The sequence below is a fragment of the Herbaspirillum sp. DW155 genome, from assembly GCF_037076565.1.
Taxonomy (GTDB): domain Bacteria; phylum Pseudomonadota; class Gammaproteobacteria; order Burkholderiales; family Burkholderiaceae_D; genus Herbaspirillum.
On sequence record NZ_AP029028.1, the window covers coordinates 3,339,452 to 3,363,147 of the forward strand.

Annotated in this window: 21 protein-coding genes; 16 read left to right on the forward strand and 5 right to left on the reverse strand. The window is 59.1% G+C overall.

The genetic code is table 11. From position 1 onward, the window contains the following. Positions 1–13: 13 nt before the first annotated feature. The 4 genes from AACH55_RS15215 to AACH55_RS15230 form a co-directional block, all read right to left on the reverse strand. The gene (locus tag AACH55_RS15215) at positions 14–685 is read right to left on the reverse strand and encodes a hypothetical protein (protein WP_338715448.1); all 672 of its coding nucleotides are present in this window, start codon (positions 683–685) and stop codon (positions 14–16) included. Then, positions 682–4,176: an RHS repeat-associated core domain-containing protein gene (locus tag AACH55_RS15220; RefSeq protein ID WP_338715450.1), complete on the reverse strand. Its 3,495-nt coding sequence runs from the start codon at positions 4,174–4,176 to the stop codon at positions 682–684. Before AACH55_RS15220 ends, AACH55_RS15215 begins: the two co-directional genes overlap by 4 nt. A gap of 117 nt (positions 4,177–4,293) precedes the next feature. Then, a complete protein-coding gene (locus AACH55_RS15225; RefSeq protein ID WP_338715452.1) occupies positions 4,294–5,646 on the reverse strand; it encodes a VCBS repeat-containing protein in 1,353 nt (450 codons plus the stop codon). A gap of 17 nt (positions 5,647–5,663) precedes the next feature. Then, entirely contained in the window at positions 5,664–5,963 is a 300-nt protein-coding gene (locus AACH55_RS15230) for a hypothetical protein (protein WP_338715453.1), read from the reverse strand. Here AACH55_RS15230 and AACH55_RS15235 point away from each other — a divergent pair. From AACH55_RS15235 to AACH55_RS15310, 16 genes are all read left to right on the forward strand, one after another. Next, a complete protein-coding gene (locus tag AACH55_RS15235; protein WP_338715454.1) occupies positions 5,949–7,604 on the forward strand; it encodes a DUF87 domain-containing protein in 1,656 nt (551 codons plus the stop codon). The genes AACH55_RS15230 and AACH55_RS15235 overlap by 15 nt on opposite strands. 219 nt (positions 7,605–7,823) lie before the next feature. Then, the gene (locus AACH55_RS15240) at positions 7,824–8,546 is read left to right on the forward strand and encodes a type 4 pilus major pilin (protein ID WP_338715456.1); all 723 of its coding nucleotides are present in this window, start codon (positions 7,824–7,826) and stop codon (positions 8,544–8,546) included. Between the two features lie 71 nt (positions 8,547–8,617). After that, positions 8,618–9,259: a prepilin-type N-terminal cleavage/methylation domain-containing protein gene (locus tag AACH55_RS15245; RefSeq protein WP_338715458.1), complete on the forward strand. Its 642-nt coding sequence runs from the start codon at positions 8,618–8,620 to the stop codon at positions 9,257–9,259. Then, positions 9,256–9,972, forward strand: coding sequence for a prepilin-type N-terminal cleavage/methylation domain-containing protein (locus AACH55_RS15250; RefSeq protein ID WP_338715459.1), 717 nt, complete (start codon positions 9,256–9,258; stop codon positions 9,970–9,972). The genes AACH55_RS15245 and AACH55_RS15250 overlap by 4 nt, the downstream gene beginning before the upstream one ends. Positions 9,973–10,068: 96 nt before the next feature. Further along, positions 10,069–10,512 (forward strand): TcpQ domain-containing protein, encoded by a 444-nt coding sequence (locus tag AACH55_RS15255; RefSeq protein ID WP_338715461.1) that lies wholly within the window; start codon positions 10,069–10,071, stop codon positions 10,510–10,512. Positions 10,513–10,530: 18 nt separating this feature from the next. Next, positions 10,531–12,261 (forward strand): secretin N-terminal domain-containing protein, encoded by a 1,731-nt coding sequence (locus AACH55_RS15260; protein WP_338715463.1) that lies wholly within the window; start codon positions 10,531–10,533, stop codon positions 12,259–12,261. Further along, complete coding sequence (gene pilO2, locus AACH55_RS15265; protein ID WP_338715464.1) at positions 12,254–13,630, forward strand: type 4b pilus protein PilO2; 1,377 nt, start codon at positions 12,254–12,256, stop codon at positions 13,628–13,630. Before AACH55_RS15260 ends, pilO2 begins: the two co-directional genes overlap by 8 nt. Then, positions 13,608–14,327 carry a hypothetical protein gene (locus tag AACH55_RS15270; RefSeq protein ID WP_338715465.1) on the forward strand — a complete coding sequence of 240 codons (720 nt, stop codon included), beginning with the start codon at positions 13,608–13,610 and terminating at the stop codon, positions 14,325–14,327. The genes pilO2 and AACH55_RS15270 overlap by 23 nt, the downstream gene beginning before the upstream one ends. Next, on the forward strand, positions 14,324–16,024 hold the full coding sequence (locus AACH55_RS15275) for an ATPase, T2SS/T4P/T4SS family (protein WP_338715466.1): 1,701 nt from the start codon (positions 14,324–14,326) through the stop codon (positions 16,022–16,024). Before AACH55_RS15270 ends, AACH55_RS15275 begins: the two co-directional genes overlap by 4 nt. Further along, a complete protein-coding gene (locus AACH55_RS15280; RefSeq protein WP_338715467.1) occupies positions 16,021–17,109 on the forward strand; it encodes a hypothetical protein in 1,089 nt (362 codons plus the stop codon). Before AACH55_RS15275 ends, AACH55_RS15280 begins: the two co-directional genes overlap by 4 nt. Then, positions 17,106–19,433: a hypothetical protein gene (locus tag AACH55_RS15285; protein WP_338715468.1), complete on the forward strand. Its 2,328-nt coding sequence runs from the start codon at positions 17,106–17,108 to the stop codon at positions 19,431–19,433. The genes AACH55_RS15280 and AACH55_RS15285 overlap by 4 nt, the downstream gene beginning before the upstream one ends. Before the next feature lie 18 nt (positions 19,434–19,451). Next, a complete protein-coding gene (locus AACH55_RS15290) occupies positions 19,452–19,760 on the forward strand; it encodes a hypothetical protein (RefSeq protein WP_338715470.1) in 309 nt (102 codons plus the stop codon). Beyond that, the gene (locus tag AACH55_RS15295) at positions 19,761–20,213 is read left to right on the forward strand and encodes a lytic transglycosylase domain-containing protein (protein ID WP_338715471.1); all 453 of its coding nucleotides are present in this window, start codon (positions 19,761–19,763) and stop codon (positions 20,211–20,213) included. A gap of 52 nt (positions 20,214–20,265) precedes the next feature. Beyond that, entirely contained in the window at positions 20,266–21,144 is an 879-nt protein-coding gene (locus AACH55_RS15300; RefSeq protein WP_338715472.1) for an A24 family peptidase, read from the forward strand. Between the two features lie 61 nt (positions 21,145–21,205). Next, positions 21,206–21,595, forward strand: a complete 390-nt coding sequence (locus AACH55_RS15305; protein WP_338715473.1) for a hypothetical protein — start codon at positions 21,206–21,208, stop codon at positions 21,593–21,595. A gap of 156 nt (positions 21,596–21,751) precedes the next feature. Then, the gene (locus tag AACH55_RS15310; protein ID WP_338715474.1) at positions 21,752–22,411 is read left to right on the forward strand and encodes a hypothetical protein; all 660 of its coding nucleotides are present in this window, start codon (positions 21,752–21,754) and stop codon (positions 22,409–22,411) included. Here AACH55_RS15310 and AACH55_RS15315 read toward each other — a convergent pair. Further along, positions 22,400–23,634 (reverse strand): IS3 family transposase gene (locus AACH55_RS15315; protein ID WP_338715475.1). Its coding sequence is split into 2 segments (ribosomal slippage): positions 22,400–23,274 and positions 23,274–23,634, totalling 1,236 coding nucleotides; the frame shifts between segments, so codons are not numbered across the junction. The genes AACH55_RS15310 and AACH55_RS15315 overlap by 12 nt on opposite strands. Positions 23,635–23,696 lie beyond the last annotated feature (62 nt).

A 23,696-nucleotide genomic window follows, 5' to 3' on the forward strand; every position in this document is an offset into this window, starting at 1 on the left:
CCTGCTTTTTGTACTACTTACGCCCCCGAATGAACTCAACCAATTTCGTAAAAAAATCCGCTTTTAGCTTGGCACCGTAAAGATCTGACGCTTGCATAAACCGATGCTTCTCTGAAACTCGCCGCTCCGCCAAGTCAAAATCAGAATTCGTATTCGACACCAGATATGCGATTTGACAAAAACGAGCAAAGTAACTTGTACTGGATTTCCATTCAAAAGGAGGGATATCTGACAAGTAAACATCGAGCAAATCTTTATCAGATCGTACAGACAATAGAACGTTTTCCTTGAATGATTTAAGCGCCCCTGCGCACAGATTTGTTAAGTCTACTTCCTTGGTGTTCAAGTTCAAGCGATAGTTTATTGCTTGCCATATGAGGGGCAAAGTGAACCAGCAATAGGGTCTCTCTTGATTCATCTTTTCGATAGCCGACTTCAATTCAAGAGACAAATTCGGCATCTGGCCTCGAAAAAATGAGCGAATAGCTGGGGATTCGAAGCCAAAGTCAAATTCATATCTTTGAGTCCGGGAAAGATAACGAACCGCTATAAATGCTTCGATATTCGTCTCTCGGGTATCGTCACAAGCAAAATAACTTATGTCGCTCGTATTAATTTTCTGCCCCGGAAGCAACCTAAACCCAAGGCTTTCAAATCGATCAATCAGTAGTCCATGTTTTTTCATTTGACTTTCAATCCAGTAATTACGTCAAATACCACGCCTTTTGAAAACAAAATAGCTTTCAAGGCCACCGTTTGGAATTCCTTAGGATATATCCCCATACCAACCCCGACATATCCAACGGAGGTAATTTGTCCAAGTCTGGAACTTGCACCATTCTCATATACGGCAGCATCGAAGGTCACCTGTTGAACGTTCAAGTTAAAAAAATGAAGAATAGTAGTTTTAACCTCAACTCCTCGCAACGTCCCGTCTGGATCTCTGACGACAAAATCGTAAATTCGCTTCGGTCGCCCATCTATGTATGCGTCTACCTGATCTCCCTCTATGGAATACCCCCGTTCGAGATACATCTCTTTTGCTTGCTCAACACCAATATTGCCACGTGCATTGGGGTCTTGGCCATTATGTTTCAGCTGATTAAAGAGGTATCCGAACGAAGCTGTAACAGCACCATTTCCGAACTTCCCCCCACTTAGTGCTGACCCCGTTCCTCCAATTACGGCGTTTTGAAACACGGCAATATACGGATCTTTCGAGAAACCACTTTGAGTGATGTCCCCACCGTTATTGTAGTTTCCAAAGGCAGCAGCGATCCCCGCCGAGAGCGCCCCTGAACCACAACTTCCACCACCAAGCATCGACGAAACACAACCCACTGCAGCATGGCCCACAGTGTTCTGGAAAACAGAAGCTGGAGTAGCTCCAATCTGCGCTGCACCAGGGAAATACGTACCAACCATATAAAACGCTGACTGAGTAGCATCTGCCACCAAGCCAGCCTTCACTGCCTGATTCCAGCTTCCACCAGATAGTTTGGTAACGAGTGCAGCGCATGCGCCAGCACTTCCTGTGTAAACCGTACATCCAATGGTCGCGATAGGCTGCTTCAGATCTTTAACCGTTTGCCAAACGTTGCTTACCACCTTGCGGGTAGATCTGAATATACTACCCAGACTGATATATCCGCTCGGATCAGCCAGCGTCAACGGGCTATTGAACACGTATGCATATCGGTTATAGCTTTGGATATTATCCGGTGCCTGGATATACGGATCCGCACTCATGAACCGCCCCAGCGCGGGATCATAAACCCGACCATTCATATGGATCAGGCCCAGTTCCTCCAGGTGTTCATGGTTCGTAAATCCTCGGTCAGTATTGATCCCAACAACCGTCCCCTCGCTATCGGTCGCACCACCCGCCTGACGACGCTTGCCGAAGGGCTCATACGCCAGCCGCTCAATCACATTGCCCGACTCGTCCGTGATCGTCGTCGTCGAGCCCAGTTGGTCTCGGTGCATGTAATTGATGGTTTGCGTCGTGCCTGTCTGCTTGATCAGCGCAATCACACTACCACCCGCCGTGATGTAGTGCTTGTGCTCGACCGTCCCGTCCGCCTTGATGTCCTTCTCGTAGAACAATCCACCCGTGTTGTCCGGGTTCAGGTAGATCGTCGTCGCACTCGGGGCTACCTGCTTGATCCGCTGATGATCCGGACCATACACGAAGGACAGGGCCACGCTAGGCGAGCTCACCGTCTTCAACATGCCGTAACTGGTATAGCTCTCCGTACGGCCCCGGTCCGCAATCACCGCACCGGTGCTATCAACGGCCACCTCCGCGATCAAGGCACCATTGGCGTCATACGTGTATTGCAGCTTGCCACCGTGAATGAAGTTCAACTCCTTCAGCGCATGCGGACGGCCATTCACCGCACCGTAGACATAGCTCCCCATGTCACTGCGGTTGGTGATATTGCCCAGCGCGTCATAGCTGTAGTTCGTGCTCGACAACCCCGCCTGCGGCGAATTCACCACCGCATTGGTCAACCGGTTCAGGCTGTCGTACAGGAAGGTCTCCGTCAGGTTCTGGTTGCCATCCGCTCGCGATACCATGTTGCCCAGCGAATCGTACTGGTAGCTGAAGTTCTGCACGCTGTTGCCCGCGCCGGCGTAGATGTTCTTCAAGCGCCCTGTCGTCGCCTCGAACACCTGCTGTGTCACCACGTTGTTGCCATACGTCTGCTGCAGCAACTGGCCCATGGCGTTCTGAGTGTCCCCTCGCCACAGCAGGGCATTGGTCTGGTTGTTGCGTACTTCCTTCAGGTAGCCAAGGCTTGTGTAGACGTATTTCACCACCAGGCCCGTCGGATACGTCTGGGTGGCGATGCGGCCGTTCGCGTCGTAGCTCACCCCTTCCGCATAGGCGGTATCGATGGTCGTGCTGGTGCTGACGTTGCGACCTAGGCTGTCGTAGCTGTTCGTCTTCTGGTAGCCGTTGTCCGAACTCACGCTGCACAGCTTGCCTACTCCCTTGGCGCAATTGTCATAGGTCCAGGTGCTCACCAGATCCGGCTCAGAGCGGCTGGTCATCCGGCCCAGCTTGTCGTAGCTGATCGTGCTGACCTGGCCCTTGGCGTCGGTCTGGCGGATCAGTTCTCCAAAGCCGTTGTACTCGTAGCTCCATGTCCCCATGTCGGGATCGACCATGCCGATCTTGCGGCCGCGCAGGTCGTAGCTCAGTTGCACCACGTTCCCATTCGGGTCCTTGGTGGCGACCAGGTTGCCGATGGCATCGTATTGGTAGGTCAGGCTGTTGTTCTGGGCGTCGATGACCTTGACCACCTGGCCCTGGCTATTTTTGACCTTCGTCTGCGTCTGGTTCAGCGCATTGGTGACCGTCGTCGTCAGGCCATTGTAGGTCGTCTGCGACTGGCTTCCATCGGGTGCGGTCGTCAGCACCACCCGGCTCAGCGCATCATAGGTCACCGTGCTCCATTGCTGGGTCTGGTTCGCGTAATACGGCAGGCTCGTCCGAGATACACGGCCCAGGCTGTCGTATTGCGTGTCCTTGGCGACGATACTGCTGCCATCAAATCCCACCGTCTCCGTTTTGATTTCCCGATCCAGGCTGTCGAAATACACCTTCGACCATGGGCCGTTGGCGGTGGTACCGTCCGATGCCAGCGGGGTCGTCACCACCACATACACACCATAGCTCGGACAAGGGATCGTTCCACCATTCACGCCGGAGCAGTACAAGTATTCCCATTTGGTCTGCGTACCATCGGCGCGAATCTCCCGGGTCTTGCGACCGAAGCTGTCGTATTGCCATTGCGTCGTCAGGCCGTTGGGGCCCGTCAGGCTGGTGACCTTGCCGAAGCGCGCATCATAGGTCCGGCTTTCGCTCTGCCCTAATGCATTCGTACTCGTGACGGGAAACTGTCCGTTGGCATCGTATGTGGTGCCACTCGTCCTTGGCGCAACCGCTGCTGCTCCGCTGGCCGCCGAACTCGTCGTCGCGCTGACCTTGTTGCCATACACATCATAGGTATAGCTGGTCTCCAGACGCAATTGCGCATTGTCCGGCTCAATGACCTCCTTGGTCAGCAGGCCCGTCGCCGCGTCATATTCGAAGGACGACGTACGCGTCATCGTGCCCGCTTGCGCCTGGCCCAATACCAGCAAACTGCCCAACAAAGTCTTACCCAATACGCCATGCCATGGCCGTTTGCGCACAGTACTACCCCTTTGTATTTCTCATTTAGCTTTGCTTGATGAGCAGTGCTCTGCACCGCTCCCCCTGAATCTCTTTATTTTTACTTCGGCTTACGGTGACGTACTCGTTACGCTCGATTTCAGCAAACGACCCAGATACCAGTTCACGCTGTCATTGGCGTAGGTGTTCACTGTGCTCTTCTTGAAGCCGTCATCCGTGGTCACATCCACCTTCGTCACATTGCCCCAGTTGTCGTACTCGCTGCTCGTCGTGATCACCGGCAAGGCCGTGCCGTTGTAGTCCCAACTGCTTTCCACGCTTTGCTTCGCATACACGAAGTACCGTTTCCCTGGGGCTATCGTGCAAGCCGTCGTGCTGCCTGCAGACGGATCATTGCAGCCATAGCTGGTGGTCGTCTGGCTCAGCACACCGCCATTGCCGCCATTGGCCAGCATCTTCTTTTCCAATACCGGCAGCCCTGTGTACGGCCAATCCTGGGAGTACTCGGTGTAAGACGTCAGTCCGGATTCCAATTGCTTTATCTGCATCCAGCGGAACCCCAGCAAGCCACGGCCACTGGTCAAATCCAACTTCAGGCCGCCATAGCGATACTCTGATCGCAAGGAACCACCCACGCCGTTTTCTGTGGAAATGAAATGCACTACATTGACAGGGCCGTGAAGATCTATACGAGGATAGGCGGCCGCGTTGGCCCCAGCATCTTTGGTGTAGACCCCGTTGTTATCCGTGGTGGTATAAAACATCGACGTAGATGTCCAATTATTGATATAGACGCGACTATGTCCGTAGCTGACCGGCGTTCCCATCTGCGCAGTAAAAATAGCCTGCCCATTTCTGTAGTCGTATAGGCACAAGACATCTGGCGCACCATCGCCATTGACGTCGCTGAGTGTCAATAAAGTACATGAACTTGCATCAAAGCCGTTGGGCAAATACGGTGACTTCGATGTCCAAGGTGTGAACGAATTGCCTGTACTCAATTGAACGGTCGTGACGGTGGCAGCATTTCCGTAATCGTAGACACAGATCACATCGGCCTTGCCATCATTATTGACGTCAGCCACCTTCAACATCCGACATGAGTTCTTTGCATAGAACCCACCCTGGCCTGTTGTAGGACCCCACACCGCCCAATTGGCAAATGAATTCCCACGGTTAATCTGTACGGCCGTGGCCGTCATACCAGAACCATAGTCATATACACAAACGATATCTGGGAGACCGTCACCATTGACATCCCCCATCGCCAGCGCAGCACAAGAGTTCTTGGCATAGAAACCGCCCACCGCGGTTTGCGTCGACCACGCGCTCCAGTTGGCGAAAGAATTACCTTGATTGATTTGGACAAAGGTATTGGTCAGCCCGCCCTGCAACGCACTCCACCGACATCGCCGCAACGCCACCGGACGGTCTGGCAGGGAAGCGCCCCCTTCCCCGGCCATCCACGATAAGAATTTTCCTACCTTTCTTTAAGCCCCCGCCCATAAACAACGGAATCGCTCAACTTCATACTTAACCCCGTTTCAACACCGTGCCGCATCACGGTGCCCCAACCCAATCTGAGCAAGACGATATGCTGTTCACAAAAGAAAATAGCCTGGGAAAAATCCAATACAACGCCGGGCTGGATGTCATTGTCAGCTCCTCTTACGAGCAGCTGCACCGGGCCGGTATCGTACCCGGTCAATTCCTTGCCATCGCTTCGCCTGAGTGGATCAGCGACGGCGCACAGGAATTCATCCTGATGCACTTCAAGCATGTTTCATCATCGGCAGCGGGTACCAGCGGCGCCGCCAACCGCGACACCGCCCTCTACGAACTGCACTGCCATGTCATGGGCAACTGCCGCATCGAGCAGCGCAGCGGAAAACTGGCCTACCATGCCGGCCTGCCCGCCTATGGCACGCTGTTGCTGGCGCCCTCCTGCACCTGCCACGTCCTGCCCGAGACCATCATGCGCGCCCTGCTGGCGCTGTCCGGCGAGCCCGGCGAAACCTTCGAACTGGGCCATCTACGGTGGAGCGAACATCTCGGCAAGCAGGCGCACACGGTGCCGGTCGCCATGAGCGTCAACGAAGTGGTGGGCAAGCGCACCGCCATGTTCGGCAAGACCCGCCTGGGCAAGTCCAACGTGGTCAAGCTGCTCATGCAGGGCGTGCTCAATGCCACCCGTGAGAGCCGCCACGTCGGTCAACTGGTCTTCGACGTGAACGGCGAATACGCCAACGACAATCCCCAGGACGGCAATTTCTCCATCGCCTCGGCCTACCCCGAGCGCGTACATGTGTACTTCCTCTCGACCCAGCCACGCGGTGACGGCGAGTTCCTGCGCTACAACTTCTACGACATCCCGGAACACGCCCTGGCGATCTTTTCGGAATTGCTTAGCCCCTCGGTGCTGGAGATTGCCGAAGTACGCAACTTCCTCATGATTCGCCTGCCGGCGCTGTCGGCCCTGAAGAATGCCCGCACCGATGACAGCGCCGCGGCCTTTCGCAAACTCTGCCTGTTCTGGACGCTGCTGCAAGATGCAGGTTTCGAACCGGGAGATACCGTCTGCACCGAAGTGGCTGTGCGCGGACTGAGCAATGTGGGGTTCACCCAGGCACTGCGCATGGCAGCCTGGCAGGCCATCCGCGCGAAGGCGCCACCGCCGATGCCCGCCAGCTTCACCGAGATGACCGAAGAAATCCGTGTGCTCTCGGCCTTTTCGCTCAAGTATGCCAACGATCCCAACCTGCGCGTCGGTCGCACCGAACTGTTTGACGAAGAAGACCGGGTGATGCAGGGGCTGATCTGCCAGAACAATGGCGTGGGTCCCTACTTCCTGCGCGAATGCCTGCAATTTCACTCGCCCAGGGCCAGCGATTTTCTGCATGACACCCTGCGCGCCATCGACACCGGCAAGACCGTCATCATCGATCTGGGTGCGGCCAGTGAACGTATCGTGCGCTATTTTTCGCGCATCATTTCCGTCGCCGTGTTCCAGCAGCAGGAGCAGAAATTCATCACCGACACCCTGGCCGGACGCTATGTGCAGATCTACTTCGAAGAGGCGCACATGATCTTTCCCGTCGATGCCGCCGGCAAGAGCACCACGGACATCTATGCACGCTTTGCCAAGGAAGGCGCCAAGTTCGGCATCGGCATCGTCTATTCCACCCAGTCGCCCATGTCGGTGAGTTATTCGCTGCTGACGCAGACCGAAAACTTCTTCATCGGCCATCTCTCCAGCAACACCGACGTCAATGCGCTGATCTCGGTGCAAAACCTGTTTGCTGTGGTCAGAGACGACATCCTGCAATTCCGCGTGCCCGGCTTCATGCGAATACTGAGTTACTCCCGCCGTTTCGTCCTGCCGGTGCAGGCCAAACGTTTTGACCCTCGAGAAAGGAGTTAGCCCAGCGATGACATAAATCACCGAGTTAACACAATAACGACATCAAAAAAACAGGGGAGTTGGACCGCCAAGACAGTCTCCATGCCCACATAGAGTTGATAACAAAGGCATGAAGACACGAGATGACTCTCCCCGGAGCATCTGATTTTCACCTATCCCATTGTCTACCTGGCCGACCGTCTTTACGTCGGCCTCTGCTACGTTTTAAGGAATACAAAAATGTCCTCTGTCACTCACACAATACGTAACAAGGCGCGCCTCCTGCGGCAGGCGCAACGCGGTTTTACCATCGTCGAACTGTCGGTGGCGGTGGCCATCGCCGGGGTGTTGCTGGTTTCGGCCATTGCACTGGTGCAGGTGGTACTGCGGCAATCGCGGGCTAATGATGTGGTCAGTTCCATTCCACGCGTGATGACCCAGATCGATAAAATTTTTAGCCGCTCCACCAACTACGTCGGTCTGAACACCGATGCGGCCATTGGCTTCGGTGCCTTTGAGGGCGTCTTTGACATTACCGGTGCTACCGGCAACCGTCGCGCCAGCAACCGTTTCGGCTTTCCCACCACCGTGGATGTCGCCACCGATTTCAGCGGGGCGGGTACCTCATCTGGCTACGTCATCACCTTCGCTGGCATTCCTACCAACTCCTGTGCCGATATCGTCTCGTCCGCCTCTGCCACCGGCGTGCGGGCAATTCTTGTGCAACCTGAGGGTGCCATTGGAACCCGTTCCATTACTGCGGCTGGCATTGCCACTTTGACCCTCGCCGGCATACAGGCCGTCACACAGGGCGGTGCGGATGCAGCAGCTGCCACAGGTGGCGCTGCAGTAGTTCAAGGCCACCTCGCAAACGGCTCACTGGACATTCCGGCGATGGCCGATGCCCGCGCCTGCGGTACTAACAGACCCAGCGTGAGCATCGGCCTGGTCAACTGGAAGTAATCCGTCGGTAAAAAGTTTCGCTCAATGCCGGTTCTCTCAGGAATCGGTATTGATGTCCTTTAAGGATTCCGATGAGAAAAATCCAGTCCGGCTACACGCTCGTAGAGCTCTCCGTCGCACTGGCCTTGGCCGGCACGATCGTGCTGGCCAGCGTCGCGGGCACGATGTCGCTGATCGATCAGCAGCGCGTCAACGACTTCGCCGTGCAGAATGCTGATGCCATCAAGCGTATCAACGATGTTTATGCCCAGCTGTCCAACTATAACGGTCTGTCTCTGAGACAAGCGGTGTCCTTCGGGGCTTTCCGCCAGTTCATCATCAACAACGCCGGCACCGACAACGTGACCGTGACCCATCCCTTCGGCGGCGCCATCGGTGTGGCTCCGATCAACAACGGCGGGTTCATGGCCTGGGGGCTGTATCTCAACGCGGTCCCTGCAAAGTATTGCAGCGACCTGTTGTTCCAGGCCGAGCCGCTATCGGATGCGCTGGTGGTCTTTCCTGACGGGATGGCCAACCCTGTGGGCTGGGCACCCAGCCTCGGCATCAACACCGCCCTTCCCGCGATCATCGTCACCGCAGGCTTTGGCGGCAGCGCCCCGATCTTCGCCAAGAACCTGAACACCGATCTTGCTCCCAATACGCTGGGGCAGGCATGCAATGCCGTCGGCAACAACTTTGGTGTACTGCTAGTGAGATCCAAACTACGATGAAACGCCTCACCTTACCTCTGCGCCGCAGCGCCAAATACCTTGATGGCCGCCCAGGCGAGGCCCCCATGCAGGGGCTGCACCAGCGTGGTTTCACGCTGGTGGAGTTATCCGTTTCGATGGCCATTGCCGCCATTCTGGTGTTGTCCTCGCTGGTGGTGCTACGCCAGCAACTCGATCAAGCCCTGGTGAGTTCGTCTTCCTTTTTTTTACAGCAGACGATGGTGTCCCTGCAGGATTTTTTTGTAGGCGACAACAACAGCGCTCCCATCAACAACAATGTGCTGACCAATAGCGATGCCGTAGCTCGGGCATACGTCAGCACCGACACCGACGGCAATCTCCAGATTACCAATAGCTGGGGCGGCCGGCTGTTCCTTGACCCGCTCATCACCGGGCAAAACAGCGATTGGGTATTACAGGTTTCAGGTCTGCCCATGCGTCTGTGCGCCGACATCGTGCAGAACCTGGAATCGAGCCTCAATGCCGCCTCCCTGCGTCATACCCTGGCCGGCGCGGCCGCCGCCGACACCCAACGTGTCAGCAACGCGGTCGCACTCAATACGGACAATCTGCTCGGCGCAGCGCAACCCAATGTGCAAGTGCTGAAGAACTCTCCTTATACCCCCATCAACCCCTTGGCCCTGCGCAACCTGTGCGAAACCAGGCAGCCTTATTTCAACCTTTTCCTCGCGGGCAAAAAGCATGCGCTGTGAAGAAATCATCCAATTATGAAAATGCTCTCATCTCCCCTTGCGCCATCTGACCGTTCTGCCAGCCGCCCGCGTCACTGGCTAGGCGCCCTCGCGCTGATGGCTGTGTGTCTACCCGCCCTGGCCCAAGAGGCGGCCGGGCAAGCTCCTGACGCGCCGGCGGCAACCGGCGCCCTCGCCCGTGCCTCGGTCTGGCTGCCCAATGGCACCCCGGTCACGCCCGATCTGTCCGATGGCATCAGCATCTCCGCGCTGGGCCCGCAGCCTGATCCGGGCGTGCAGCAATGGCAGGTGCGGCGCGCTGACGTATCGGTGCGCCGCATGTTGCAGCGCTGGGGCCACGAGGCCGGCTGGCAACTGTTATGGGATGCCCCCCGCGATTTCCCCATCGAGACCGAACTGCAGTTGTCGGGCCGTATCGAGCAGGTCGTCAGCGCCGTGGTGGAGTCGCTGGCCGTGACCGACCATCCGGTGCAGGCCCGCATCAATAGCGAGCTGCGCATCATCCGCATCGGCAGCTATCTGGAAAGCAAGGCCCGCTAAGGGCCATCGAGGTAACTTATGAATATCGAACACATCATCCCCCCTCTGAGCGCGTTACGTCTGCCAGCCATCTCGCCTGTCGCGCTGCCCTCCTTACCGTCCTTACGCCAGCGCACGCTTGCCTGCCTGGTGAGCGCCACGGTCCTGTGCAGCGGATGCAGTACCTGGGAACGGGCCGACCGGACACTGGACGACACCATCAAGCGCACCGAAACCTCCCGTGGCGAACTGACCTCGCCGCAACCCCGACCTGCCTATGCGGTCAAGGACAAGCGCCTCATCATCGCCACCCGATCCATACCGCTGTCGCGCGAGGCGGCCCTGCCGGAGGCGATGCGCCAGGTAGCCTTCCGCTTCCCCGGACGATATTCCCTGGCCACCATCGTCGAACGGATCGCCAGCGAGACCGGCGTGCCCATGCTGCTCACACCGGACGCCCTGATGCCGGCTGCACGCTTCACCGTCGGCGCCAGCGCTGGCGCGACAGCCGCAACCGTGGGGGCACCGCCGGGCGCTAGCCCACAGGGCGGCGCAGGCGAGAAAAGTGCATTTGGCGAAAAGGGCCTGAGCGACCTGAGCTTCAGCAACCAGGCCTACGGCAATACCTATGAACTCAATTACGCGGGAACGTTTGCCGGTCTGCTGGACTACGTGGCCGTGCGCGCCGGCCTGCAGTGGAAATACGAGGATGACCGCATCCTCTTCTATCGCGTCAGCACGCGCACCTTCTTCGTCAAGACCCTGAGCACCTCCTTCAAGTACACCGCCAATCTGTCGGCTTCCGTCGATGGCGGCAGCGGCGGTGGCGGGGGCGGCGGAAGTGGTGGTGGCAGCGGCGGGGGCGGCGGAGGCGGCGGATCGGCCAGTCTGGATTTCGAGTCCGACTTTTGGGGCGGCATCGAAAAAACCCTGAGTGCGCTGGTCTCCGGTGGCGGCAAGTTCTCGGTCGATTCCAAATCGGGCGTGGTCACGGTGACCGATGCCGCCGAGGCGATGAAGGGCGTGGAAAATTACATCGAACAGGTCAACAAGTCGCTGCTGCGCCAGGTCAGCCTGGAGATCCAGGTGTTGTCGGTGCAGCTGAACGATGAATTCTCGGCCGGCATCGACTGGAACGTGGTGCGCAACAATTTCAGATCCTCCACCCCTGACGCCCTATTGCCCAGCCAGTCCGGCAGCCCCTTTACGATCGGCTACCAGAACGGCAATGGCAACGCCGCGCTGATCAAGCTGCTCAAGACCTTCGGCCGGGTCTCGACCACCTATTCCGGTGTGGCCGTGACTTCCAACCGGGTGTCGGTTCCCTTGCAGGTGATCAACCAGCAGGCCTATCTGAAGCAGACCCAGGCGGCGGTAGTCAGCGGCGCGCTGGTGGGTGCGGTCAACACGACCGGTCCCAGTCTGACGCCGGGGCAGATCAACACCGGCATGTCCCTGGCCTTCCTGCCGGTGGTGCTCGATTCCAATCAGGTGCTGCTGCAGACCTACATCAACATTTCCAGCCTCAAGGGTCTGCCCTCCTTCAGCTCGTCCGGACAAACCATCCAATTGCCCAACATCAACGCCTTCACCGTGGGCCAACGCATGGTCGTGCCCTCCGGCGAAACGCTGGTCATGCTCGGGTATGACCAGAACCAGGCCAATTCCAGCAACGCCGGCAGCGTCGATGGCCTGGCGGCCAGCAAGACCGCGTCCAATATCCGGCAATCCTTCGTGATCCTGATTACCCCACGGCTGACCGATGTTTAAGACACTCCTCAACAAGAAACCGGCCAGGAAAGCAGCCCCGGTGCCGCGGGTCGATCACAGCCGCATCTTCCAGAAGGAGCAGCTGGCCATTGCGGCGGGTCTGCGCTGGGTGCCGCTGAGCCGGGGCGAGAAGCACAAGCTCTTCACCCAGGCGCGGACCGAGGGCGAGCGCAGCTACTGCATCACCCCCGACGGTACGCAGATCGGATTTTTCGCGTCCACGCCCCGCGGTCACGGCAAGGGACGCGGCGCATTGGCCTCGCTGGCGCTCCTGCTGAGCAAGAACTGTTCGCTCGGCGGCGAAGAACTCTTCGCCTTCCATATCGACGCCGAACGCAGCTGCCTGATCGCCCTGCGCGACGGACAGCCGGTGCCAGGCTTCGATGTCATCGGCAGTACCGAGCTGGTGGCCGAGCGGCTGCATACCTTCCTGCAGCTGGCCGATGCAAAGTCGGTACGGCGGCTGGGCGCGGTCGATCTGCTGGGCAATGCGGAAGAGATCGATTGGGACCTGGTGCTGGAGGAAGCCGATGCCAAGGTGCGCCTGAAGAAGATCCCCGACATCAGGCAGATCCTCACCGTCATGGCGCTCTCGGCGGTGCTGGTGGGAGCCGTCGCCGGTGCGGTCACCTACAAGCTGGCGCGGGACCGCAAGATCGCCGAAGAGCAGGCCCGTATCGCCAACGATCCCAACATCGTCTACGACGGCAAGATCGACGACGCTCTTGCCTCCGTCACCGGCACCGGGCAAACCACGCTGCAGCAGATGATCGCCGGCCTGCGGCAGATTCCGTTGCAGATCAACGGCTGGCGGCTGAACAAGGTGGAGTGCACCCCGGCCCTGTGCAATGCCACGTGGCGGCGCAGCTACGGCAACTTCGCCGAGTTCGGGCAGGCGCTGCCGGCCTCGGCGCTGGGCAAGCCGGAATACGACGTTTTCAAGCCCGAGGATCTGACCAGCGCCACGCTGGTGACCCAGCATCGCCTGCACGACGAGCGAGCGGCCACACCCGCTTCGACAACACCGCCGCCCAAACTGATGCGCTCGACGCTGCCGCTGCGCAGCGCCGTGTCCACCAAGTTCTTCAGCATCCTGCAGGACCTGTCGATGGTGGACATCAAGATCAAGGTAGAGCCAGCGCAACTGTTTGCCGGACAAAGCGATGTCAACCAGCTGGTGCGCCCGGTGGTCAACGCTGTCTGGACCATCGAGGGGCCGCTGTGGACCCTGCATGCCATCGCACTGGAAAACTATGTGGCCGTCGATACCTTCACCGTCGATTTCGACGCCGACCAAACGGCCGCGTCCGTAGAAAAGACCCGTTTCAAGCTCTCAGGAAAATATTATGCAAAAGGAAAAGACTTCTGAATGGACGTCGATGGCGGCGTCGATGGCCGCACCGATGATCGCCCTGACCGCGCTGCTGTTGGGCGCGCTGCCGAGCGCCCGCGCGGAAGACGCCAGCACGCCGGCCGTCACGGCCGATAGCCTGAAGCCCAACGCTACCGTGGGCGACATGATCAGGCTTGCCAAGCAGGCCGGCGAGCGGGAATTCGCCGCCAAACTCAATCCGGCCAGGAACAATGCCGGCAAGGACAGCACTGCGGCCGCTGCGCCGGTGATGGAGAAGAATCCGGTACTGCTGGCCCTGTATGGAACCGACCGCAATTACAAGGCCGAACTCGACGTCAACGGCCAGTCGCGCGTGGTGACGGTGCCCGGCCCGCTGCAGAAGATGGGGCCGTGGAAACACATCGCGCTGCTGGAAGAAGGTGTGCTCCTGAGCAAGCAGCCGCCGGAAAACAGCCCGCCTGCCCGCACCCGGGCGGGAAGCACGAGTCAAGGCAGCACGCTACTGGCATGCCAGCAAAAGGAGACTTGCCTGTTCCTGTCCGTACCCAAGGGCGGGGGTGATTCGCGCTCGCTGGCCGCCCCGGATGCCCAGGCCCGTCTGCTGGCCAGCCAGTTGCCGGGCGGCGCCCGCGCGCTGGAATTCGGCGGCAAGCCTCAGCCCTCGGGTGATCGCATCAATCCTGGCAACGCGGCAGCCGCGTCACGCAAATGAATGCCATCAGCAACCTCCTCAGAAAAACCCAGTCCCCCGGACTGGAAATGGTGCATCTGCGGCGTGCCGAAGATCTGCCCCAGTTCCGTGACGTACTGGAGATGTGGCCGGCAGAAAAAAACCGCAGCGTCAATCGCGAGCGCATCGCCGTGCTGAGCATAGAGGAGGATGTGATTGCGGTAGTGGCGACCAGGGGGGTGAACCTGTCTGCGGACTGGTTCCATATCCTCGACAACTTCAAGCGCAAAGACAGGATGCCGCGCATGTTCTTTACGGCCGAACCTATCGTCTTCGAGATCCTCGAATATCACGTCGCCGCCACGCATGAAGATGCCGCTACCAAGGCGGTATCGGGCATCGACCTGATCATCGCTGAATCCAAGCCGCTGAATTACTTCGCCGACATGGTTGGGCGCACCATCGAGATCGGCGCCAGCGATGCCCATCTCGAAGTGCGCGGCGACCATGCCCTGCTCAATGCCCGCGTGGGTGGGGTGATGCGCCGCATCGGCAACTACCCGGCGCAGATCGTTATCGATGCCGTCAGCGCGGCCTTTACCGTGCTGGCCGAGGAATTGTCACGCTCGGATGCCGCCTTCAATGCCCGCCTGCCGCAACAGGCCATGATCCCGATCCGCGACAAGGACAAGGACTACACGCTGCGCTACCAGAGCCACCCTGCGGTGGGCGGTTTCGATGTGGTCTTGCGTATTCTGCGTTCCAGCGCCAGCTCCTCCACCAAGGTCAAGAGCCTGTCGGAACTGGGCTACCTGCCCACCCAGGTAGAGCAGCTGGAACTGGCCATGCAGGCCGCCTGGGGTGGCGTGTTCGTGGCCGGCGTGACCGGCTCGGGCAAGACCACCACGCTCAATTCCATGCTCTCGATGATGGCGGCCGGCGGTGAGCGCAAGATCATCTCCATCGAAGACCCGGTCGAATATATCGTGCCTGGCGTGACCCATCTGTCGGTGCAACGGACCAACGAGGTCGGCACCGAGAACCCCTTCCTCAACGCCATGCGCGCCTTCCTGCGGCTGGACCCGGATATCGGCATGTTCGGCGAAGTGCGCGACCCGCTCTCGGGCGAGATCGCTCAGGCCGCCATCGAAACCGGCCACAAAATCTTCACCACCGTGCACGCCACTTCAGCGCTGGGCATCGTCTCGCGCCTGACCTCCAAGATGGTGGGACTGGACCGGCACGCCGTCTGCAATCCGGAATTCCTGTCCATCCTGGTCTATCAGGCGCTGCTGCCCCAGAACTGCCCGCATTGCAAGATGCCCGCCCGATTGCGCCTGCCTGCCGAGGAGCTGGCCGCTTACGAAACGCTGTTCGGTCTGAACACCGACAGGATCATGTGCGCCAGCGATGCCGGCTGCGCGCATTGCCGCATCCCCGGCGTGGACTACAGCGCGCTGGCACATGCCGGCACCAGCGGTGTCTGCGTGGCCGCCGAGGTGATCACGCCCGACAACGACCTGCTGCGCCTGTTGCTGGCCGGACGTGACCTGGATGCGCGCGACCACTACTACTCGACCCGGCTGGCCCCCTTCGACGCGGCCGACATGCGGGGCAAGGCCGCCTGGGGCCATGCGCTTTACAACGTAGCGCAGGGTCTGGTCGACCCCTATTACTTCAAGAGCATCTTTGGTCATCCCAAGGCCTTCCGTCAGCTCGTACAAAAAGGAACGCCATGAATTTTTTTAAACGCCTGCAACTGCACATGGCCAAGCGCCAACTGCGTGCGCGCCGGGCCGAGTTCTACTTCGACCTGGCGATGTCGCTGGAGGATAGGGTGCCGCTGTTCTCCACCTTCAAGAAGTATGAGCAGCGCGCCCGCAAGCGCGACCGCGGCATGGCCCTGCTCTATCGCCATATCCTCAAGAACGTCATGAACGGCTCGCTGGCCACCGCCCTGGAGGGCGTGGCGCCCGCGTCGGAACTGATGATGCTCGATGCCGCCCAGACCGCCGGTGACGCCAGCGTGGCCGAGGGCTTGCGATTCCTGTCGGGGACGGTGGAAAAGACCGAGCGCATGACCGCCGCCATCAAGGGTGCGGTGATGTATCCGCTGTTCCTGATCATGCTGTTCTACGCCATCTTGCTGGGCTTTTCGTTCTACGCCATTCCGGTGCTGGAATCGATCATGCCCGTCAACGAATGGCCTGCTTCGGGCCAGGCGCTGGCCTTGGTGGCTAATGGCGTGCGCCAGTACGGGGTGGCGATCATCGCCATCAACGTGGTCCTCTTCATCGCCTTCCTGTATTCGCTGGCCCACTGGGCTGGCACCAGCCGACGATTCTTCGACAGGCGCCTGCCCTACAGCGTCTATCGCGACTATTCCGGCGCCATGCTGATCGTCTCGCTGGCCTCGCTGATGCGCTCGGGCATTTCGCTGCGCTCGTCTCTGGAACAGGCGGTGCGCTATTCCACACCGTGGATGCGCTGGCACCTGCGCAGCATCCTCAGAGGCATCAGCTCGGCCAATGCAGAAAACTTTGGCGCCGCCTTCAGCACCGGCGTGCTCAACCAGGATCTGGAAGACCGCATCATGGACGCCTCCGAGCGCCGCGATCCGGTAGAAGCGTTCGTCAAGATCGGCACCGGCTCCATCGACCGCATCGCCACTTCCATTGAAAAATCTTCTTCCCGTCTCAACAGCGTGATGCTCCTGATGTGCGGTGTCGCGCTGGCGTCCATGCTGCTGGGCTTCATGGCCACCACGCAGCAGCTTCAAAGTGCTGTGCAAAAGAAAACCCAACAAACTTCGCAGAGGAAATGATGACACCCTTACTTCATCGCATCTCACAGCGGCTCCTGCCCTTGACCCGGCGCAGCCCCTCCCCTGATACCCAATGGCGCGGCAAGCGCCTTCGGCAACGCGGTTTCGCGCTCGGCCAGGCCGTGGCGACCGCAGCGGTGCTGGGCGGCGTCGGCGTGGTCGGCACCGACTGGGCCACGCAGCAGCGCCAGACTGCCGTACTGGAGGCGCAGAACACGATCTACTCCCGCATCAACGATGGCATAGGCCTGTACATGACGCTGTACTATCCGAATCTCATCGACCGCATCAAACACCCCGACAAATGCGCCACTGCAAGCTATTCGACGCCTGCCAGCGAGACCGAGAAATGCAAGTTCACGGCTACCTTCACCGACGCCGCCGGCGCCAGCAAAACCCGGGAGGTCAGCAACATCCTGCAGCCGACACTGGCCGACCTGCAGGCGCTGGGCATGGTGCCTGCCGATATTCCCTCCGGGCCGCTGCTGCCGGTCAACCCGAAGGTCGTCACCAGCGCTGCCGGTGGCGGCGCGGCGCCCGCGCATGAGAACATCTACGGCATCATCATCAAGCGCGTGCCGGCCGGCACCGACGTCAATCTCGAATCGCTGGTCTTCAATATGCAGCCCTACCTGCTGGTCAACGCCGACATGTCTGCGCTGCTGCGCATGTCGGGCGGTGCCGGCGGCAGTTCGGGCCTGCCTGACCGCGGTTCCCCTGACAGCAGTATCAACCCCCAGTTCGACCTGAAGGGCTACGCCGGTGCCTGGAGCGCAACCAATCCGGTGCAACAGAAAGTGGCGGGCGCAACGCGCGGCCTGCCCGGCATCATGGCCTGGCGCAACGGCTTTGCCGCCGCTGCCTCGCTGGAGATGGTCCGGCGCGATGGCACGCTCAAGCCCACTGCGGACTGGGATTTTGCAGATCATTCCATCACCAATCTCAATCAAATCAAGGCCAAGGACGTCAGTACCGTTAAGCTGACCACGCAGACGCTGACCGCCGATGGCGCCGTCCAGCTCAACAGCACGCTGGATGTCAAAGGCAAGCTGACCGCGCTGGCCGACATGGTGGTGCAGGGCGCCACGGACATCCGGTCGCTGGTGGTGCGCGGACCGGCCACCTTCGAACAGCCGGTGACGATGCAGAACTCACTGCAGGTGGCCGGCGAGGTCAACGCCATCAGCGGCGTGCGCACCGGCCAAGTGAACGTCGAAAACGGCCCCCAGCTTTCCGGTCATGGCGCCATGCTCAAGGCCAACGGAAACTTCGTCTCGCAGGGCGCAAGTTGCGCACAGGATAGGGCCCTGGCGCAAGACGGCAACGGACGCCTGGTGATGTGCTCGGCCGGCACCTGGCAGGCCGCCATCAGTGATGTATATGGCCTCAAGGAGGTCAAGGTCGGCGACAAATGCAGTCCCGATGGCGCAGCCGCCTATCTGCCTGACGGCCTGATGGCGATCTGCAGGGGCGGCAGCTGGCAAGCGGCCGCCCTGAATACCCAGGTCGCGAAACAGCCCTGCTCCACCAAAGGCATGATGGCCGCTGAAACGACCGCCAACGGGGTCTCCAATCTGCTGGTCTGCCAGGCAGGCAGCGACGGCGGCCTGAGCTGGTCGTCCAGTATCTATGCGCGTCCGAAAGCGGAACTCGCCAGCGAAGGCGCCAACTGCAATACCGATCAGATCAATTCCCTGGCGCGTAACAACAAAGACGCCGATTCCGGCATCCTGATGTGTACCGCCAATGACAGCGGCGGCGCGCAGTGGCGGGTGCCGTTCAAGAAATATACGGATGAATCTGTCGACTACAACGAATATCTGGCCGTCGATTTTTCCTGGAAGGACTGGTACAACGGCTCAGGCAATATATTCTTCTACGGCCCGTTCTGCTGGGGCCAGGTGGTCAGGGGGCCGGTCTTTCTGAAGCACTGGAAAAACGGCAAAGCCATCAACTCCTGGAACACCGCCCCGCCAACCTTGTCGCTCTGCCCCGAAGGCGGCCTCTACATGACGTCCAAACCTTCGGGCGGCAAGTACCCGGATGAGAACTACAGCTTTGCCAAGTTCGTCTTTGATACGCCCATGAATCCGGCGGAATGGACCACTCCCATCTTCAGAAGGCCCGCTTACACGTGCGAGAATTGTTACCTCGATGACGATGGCGGAACGGGTAAGGGGCCCAACAGAAGAGAAGTCTTGTTCAAGCCGAACGAACTGAGTTTTGCTTTCTATAACGATGGTGGCAGTGACAACGGGGGCGTCCATTACTACCAGTTGGTCATGTTCAAGAAAATCCGCCGCACCTATCTGATGGCGGAATAAGCGATGCCGGCTACTGACATGACGCTGATTCTACTGTTCCTGTTGCTGGCCTATGGCGGCCCGTTCGTACTGGGCTGCCTGTTCTTCCGCCTGCGGCGCAAGCGCTGCGGGGTGCTGCCGACTGCCACCCGCAGTCGGGCACGCTCGGCCACGTTGCCTCTGCTGTGCGCAGCAAGCTTGTTGCTGGCCTATGGACTGGGCCACTTCAAGGTATTGAGCTACCCCGGCGCCATCATGCTGTCCATGGTGCTGGGGGCGCCGGCGTTCTTCCTCGCCGCCGCACAGGTGGTCAAGCCGGTCACCCCGGGTTCAGAGGAGCAACACTGAATGCGGTGGCCCCGCAACGTCATCGTGCTGATTGCCCTGCTGGCCGGCGCCGGGAGCGCCGGCCTCGCACGGGCAACCGATCTGTGCTTCGAACAGGCAGGCCAGCGCTATGGCGTCTCACCGCTCATCCTGCAGGCCATCGCCCAGCAGGAATCAGGCATGAATCCGCGCGCCCTGCACCGCAATCGCAACGGCACCCGCGACATCGGCCTCATGCAGATCAATTCCAGCTGGCTGGGCTTTCTGGCGCGCTACCACATCAGCGAAGCCGATCTCCTGGACGCCTGCACCAACATCCACGTCGGCGCCTGGATACTCGGCTCCAATTTCCAGCGCATGGGCGTGAGCTGGGAAGCCATCGGCGCCTACAACGCCGTGAGCCCCGACAAGCGCGCCCGCTACGCCACACAGGTCATCGGTCGCCTGCGCCATCTGCTCAGGCAAGCCATGTAGACAGTCGGGCCGCGCTGCGCCAACGCATTCTTTCCCCTTCAAGGAATATCGCATGATCGCACCGGCCTTCGTGCCTCTCACCGATCCTGTCTTCATCACTGCCCTGGCGGCGCTGGGTGGACTGTGCATCGGCAGTTTTCTCAATGTAGTGATCTATCGCCTGCCGCAAATGCTGGAGGCCGACTATGCCGACCCCGATGCGCATGAGGTCCGCGACACTACGCAGCCCCGCATGACGCTGGCCAGGCCGGCCTCGCACTGCCCCGCCTGCAAACGCCCGGTACGCGCGGTGGAAAACATTCCGGTAGTGAGTTATCTGTTCCTGCGTGGGCGCTGCGCCGGCTGCCGGGTCCACATCCCCTTGCGCTATCCGCTCATCGAACTGGGCAGCGCCCTGCTCTCGGGCGGAGCCGCCTGGCACTTCGGCGCGACCGTGCAACTTGCGGGCGCACTGGTGCTGCTGTGGACGCTGACCGCCCTCTTCTTCATCGACCTCGATCACCAGATCCTGCCAGACAGCCTCACCCTGCCCTTGCTCTGGCTGGGTCTGCTGTTGAACGCGTCATCCACCTTCGTGCCCCTGCATGACGCCGTATGGGGCGCGGCTGCCGGCTATCTGGTGCTGTGGAGCGTCTTCTGGATATTCCGGCTCATGACCGGCAAGGACGGCATGGGCTACGGCGACTTCAAGCTGCTGGCCGCCCTCGGCGCCTGGCTGGGCTGGTCGCCTCTCTTGCCCATCATCGTGCTGGCCTCGACTGCGGCGGCAGTGGTCGGTTTGTTGCAGATGCGATTGCGCGGTCCCGAGCACGGGCAGGTGATGGCGTTCGGGCCTTATCTCGCTGGCGCGGGAGGGGTGGCGCTGTTTGTTGAGATGGGGCGGTGGGTGGAAAAACTGACGTCGACCAGTGCTTATTTCCCGCTCGCATGATCCACGACCAAGATTGGGGGGCGATCCAGAAGGCGGCCTTTCTTATGACTCATGGGACAACATGGAAGAACTCCTATCTATTTTTCTCCGATCTCTTTTAGAAGTCGTGTTTTCCATATTTACGCGCCCATTCCATGGGTTGCGCAAGTACGCGACGCCAATCGGCTTGGAACACCTTTTTATTAAAGAATTCATCTGGTTTATCGGTGGTTGCGTGACTTCCAGTGTCGCACTCTATCTGACCAATAAAACAGCCATCTCATCCTTTAGATTTCTGACGATCACCTTATTTCTACTGCCCTTTGCGTCTGCATCACTTCTGCTGGAGATTCGCCATCATCGCATAAGCCCTAATTCATCCAACCGTGTTTGCATTTTCTTCTTGCGTGCACTTTCTTATTCATTAGGTTTCTCACTCATTCGCTTTTTCTTTTTCCCTGGCTTTTTGTAGCAACTAAAAATTCAGAGTTTTTCTACGGCTTGTTTTTTAAATCCGTGGAACTGAGGGTAGGAATACCCATTGCACCGTTACGGAGCAGTGTACATATCCCTATCTGTTTTCATCGTCTGCTCTTCCAATTAACTATTCGATAAGGAGTAAGCAAATATGTATGAAGCACTTGAAGTCATTCTCAACGCCCTGATAAGGGCAGGTTACAACGCCCACAAGATCGACGACCTCTCGGAGAACATGAACACCGAAGCATTGATCGCACAAACCTTTGAGGATCTACAAAAGAAATACGGGACAGTTGGTGCCTTGGAACGTATCAGCGAGATCGCAAACGAAGCATTGGGACATCCAGAGCGAAATTCAACAGGTCGTAATCGGGACCCGATTGATAACATTTACGACCAATGGGGTAACAGTCGTAATATTGATCCGCTCATTGTCGATCTGGATGGCGATGGTATCGAGACGATCGCACGAAGCGCGGGAGTCCATTTCGACCACGACCTCTCCGGCTTTGCCGAACAAAGCGGATGGATCAATCGCGATGATGCACTGCTGGCACGTGACCTCAACGGAGATGGGAAGATTACCAGTGGAGCGGAACTATTCGGCGACCATACGCGATTGACCAACGGCAATTTTGCCCCGCATGGCTTCGCAGCCCTAGCCGACCTGGATAGCAACAACGACGGCCTTTTCAGCGCAGAAGATGCAGCATTCTCCAGCATCAGACTATGGCAGGATCGTAATAGCGACGGTCTCACTGTAGTTGCCCCCGCAATTCAGGACACTCAGACATCGTTAAGTTACTGATGCTGCAGCCCGTCTGAACTCGCGAGGCGAGCGGTATTTCAGGGCCTTGTGCGGATGGCGCTCATTGTATTGCTCGAAGGCAGAGGCCAGATGCGTGAGCGCCGTAGGCACATCGGGCTTGTCCATGAAGGCGATGTAATCATGCTTCATCGTTTTTACGAACCGCTCCGCCATGCCGTTACTCTGTGGCGAGCGCACGGGCGTGGTCAAGGGCTCCAATCCCAGCTCGCGAGCGAAGCTGCGTGTGCGATGGTCGATGTAGGCCGAGCCGTTGTCGCTGAGCCATTCAATCACCTGTGGAGTCTGCGTGCTTCCAAACCTCTGCTCCACGGCGGCCAGCATCACGTCGCGCACGACATCCCCGCTATGCCCACCGGTAGTGGCCGCCCAGCTGATGGCTTCACGGTCACAACAATCCAGTGCAAACGTCACTCTCAATGCAGCCCCGTCATCACAACGGAATTCGAAGCCGTCCGAACACCAGCGCGCATTACTTTGCTTGACCGCTACGCGACCATCGTGGCGTCGATTGTCGCGTCTCACACCAGGTCGGCGCAGCAGCAACGCGTGCTCTCGCATGACGCGATAGACCCGCTTATGGTTCACGCACGCTTGCCCCAGAGATTCCCGGCTACGTCGCAGCAAAGCCCAGATGCGGCGATAGCCATAGCTCGGCAAGCTCGCGACATACAGCTCAATCTCTTCGAGCAAGCCGCTGTCGCCGACTTTGCGAGCACTACGGCCATCTCGCCATTCCGGGCTCCGGGCTCGTTTTACTGCCACTGCAGAGCGCGCCACACCGAGAACGTCACAGACCACTTTCATTGGTCGTCCTCCGGCAGCAAGGGCGAGCGCGCAATCAGGTTTTTTGACCGGCCCCATTCGACGGCCTCGCGCAGAATCTCGTTCTCCATGGTCTTCTTGCCCAACAGCCGCTGCAGTTCTTTGATTTCCTTGATGGCCGCGGCCAGCTCCGAGGCCGGGACTACCGTCTCGCCAGCCTTGACGGCGGTCAGACTGCCTTCCTGGTACTGCTTGCGCCAACCAAACACCTGGTTCGCGTTCACCCCGTGTCGCCTGGCAACGGCTGATACGGAAGCTCCAGGAGCCAAGGTCTCCTGGACGATGGCTATTTTTTCTTGGGGCGTGCGTCTTCTGCGACGCTCCGGCTCGGTCAGAATCTCGATGTGCTCCACGGTTTGCCTAGTCGTAAAACTGGTCATAAGACTATCCTCTATTTTAAGAGAGTCTTCGTGTCCTGAGATTCAAGGGGCTATTCCACTCA

What these genes read in the sequence shown, in the direction of transcription:
- AACH55_RS15310 (WP_338715474.1), top strand. Translation starts at nt 21,752, where the DNA reads ATGTATGAAGCACTTGAAGTCATTCTCAACGCCCTGATAAGGGCAGGT.
- AACH55_RS15215 (WP_338715448.1), bottom strand. Translation starts at nt 685, where the DNA reads ATGAAAAAACATGGACTACTGATTGATCGATTTGAAAGCCTTGGGTTT.
- AACH55_RS15290 (WP_338715470.1), top strand. Translation starts at nt 19,452, where the DNA reads ATGACGCTGATTCTACTGTTCCTGTTGCTGGCCTATGGCGGCCCGTTC.
- AACH55_RS15255 (WP_338715461.1), top strand. Translation starts at nt 10,069, where the DNA reads ATGGCTGTGTGTCTACCCGCCCTGGCCCAAGAGGCGGCCGGGCAAGCT.
- AACH55_RS15250 (WP_338715459.1), top strand. Translation starts at nt 9,256, where the DNA reads ATGAAACGCCTCACCTTACCTCTGCGCCGCAGCGCCAAATACCTTGAT.
- AACH55_RS15240 (WP_338715456.1), top strand. Translation starts at nt 7,824, where the DNA reads ATGTCCTCTGTCACTCACACAATACGTAACAAGGCGCGCCTCCTGCGG.
- AACH55_RS15230 (WP_338715453.1), bottom strand. Translation starts at nt 5,963, where the DNA reads ATGCTTGAAGTGCATCAGGATGAATTCCTGTGCGCCGTCGCTGATCCA.
- AACH55_RS15270 (WP_338715465.1), top strand. Translation starts at nt 13,608, where the DNA reads ATGCAAAAGGAAAAGACTTCTGAATGGACGTCGATGGCGGCGTCGATG.
- AACH55_RS15260 (WP_338715463.1), top strand. Translation starts at nt 10,531, where the DNA reads ATGAATATCGAACACATCATCCCCCCTCTGAGCGCGTTACGTCTGCCA.
- AACH55_RS15300 (WP_338715472.1), top strand. Translation starts at nt 20,266, where the DNA reads ATGATCGCACCGGCCTTCGTGCCTCTCACCGATCCTGTCTTCATCACT.
- pilO2 (WP_338715464.1), top strand. Translation starts at nt 12,254, where the DNA reads ATGTTTAAGACACTCCTCAACAAGAAACCGGCCAGGAAAGCAGCCCCG.
- AACH55_RS15280 (WP_338715467.1), top strand. Translation starts at nt 16,021, where the DNA reads ATGAATTTTTTTAAACGCCTGCAACTGCACATGGCCAAGCGCCAACTG.
- AACH55_RS15225 (WP_338715452.1), bottom strand. Translation starts at nt 5,646, where the DNA reads ATGGCCGGGGAAGGGGGCGCTTCCCTGCCAGACCGTCCGGTGGCGTTG.
- AACH55_RS15285 (WP_338715468.1), top strand. Translation starts at nt 17,106, where the DNA reads ATGATGACACCCTTACTTCATCGCATCTCACAGCGGCTCCTGCCCTTG.
- AACH55_RS15275 (WP_338715466.1), top strand. Translation starts at nt 14,324, where the DNA reads ATGAATGCCATCAGCAACCTCCTCAGAAAAACCCAGTCCCCCGGACTG.
- AACH55_RS15295 (WP_338715471.1), top strand. Translation starts at nt 19,761, where the DNA reads ATGCGGTGGCCCCGCAACGTCATCGTGCTGATTGCCCTGCTGGCCGGC.
- AACH55_RS15305 (WP_338715473.1), top strand. Translation starts at nt 21,206, where the DNA reads ATGGAAGAACTCCTATCTATTTTTCTCCGATCTCTTTTAGAAGTCGTG.
- AACH55_RS15235 (WP_338715454.1), top strand. Translation starts at nt 5,949, where the DNA reads ATGCACTTCAAGCATGTTTCATCATCGGCAGCGGGTACCAGCGGCGCC.
- AACH55_RS15245 (WP_338715458.1), top strand. Translation starts at nt 8,618, where the DNA reads ATGAGAAAAATCCAGTCCGGCTACACGCTCGTAGAGCTCTCCGTCGCA.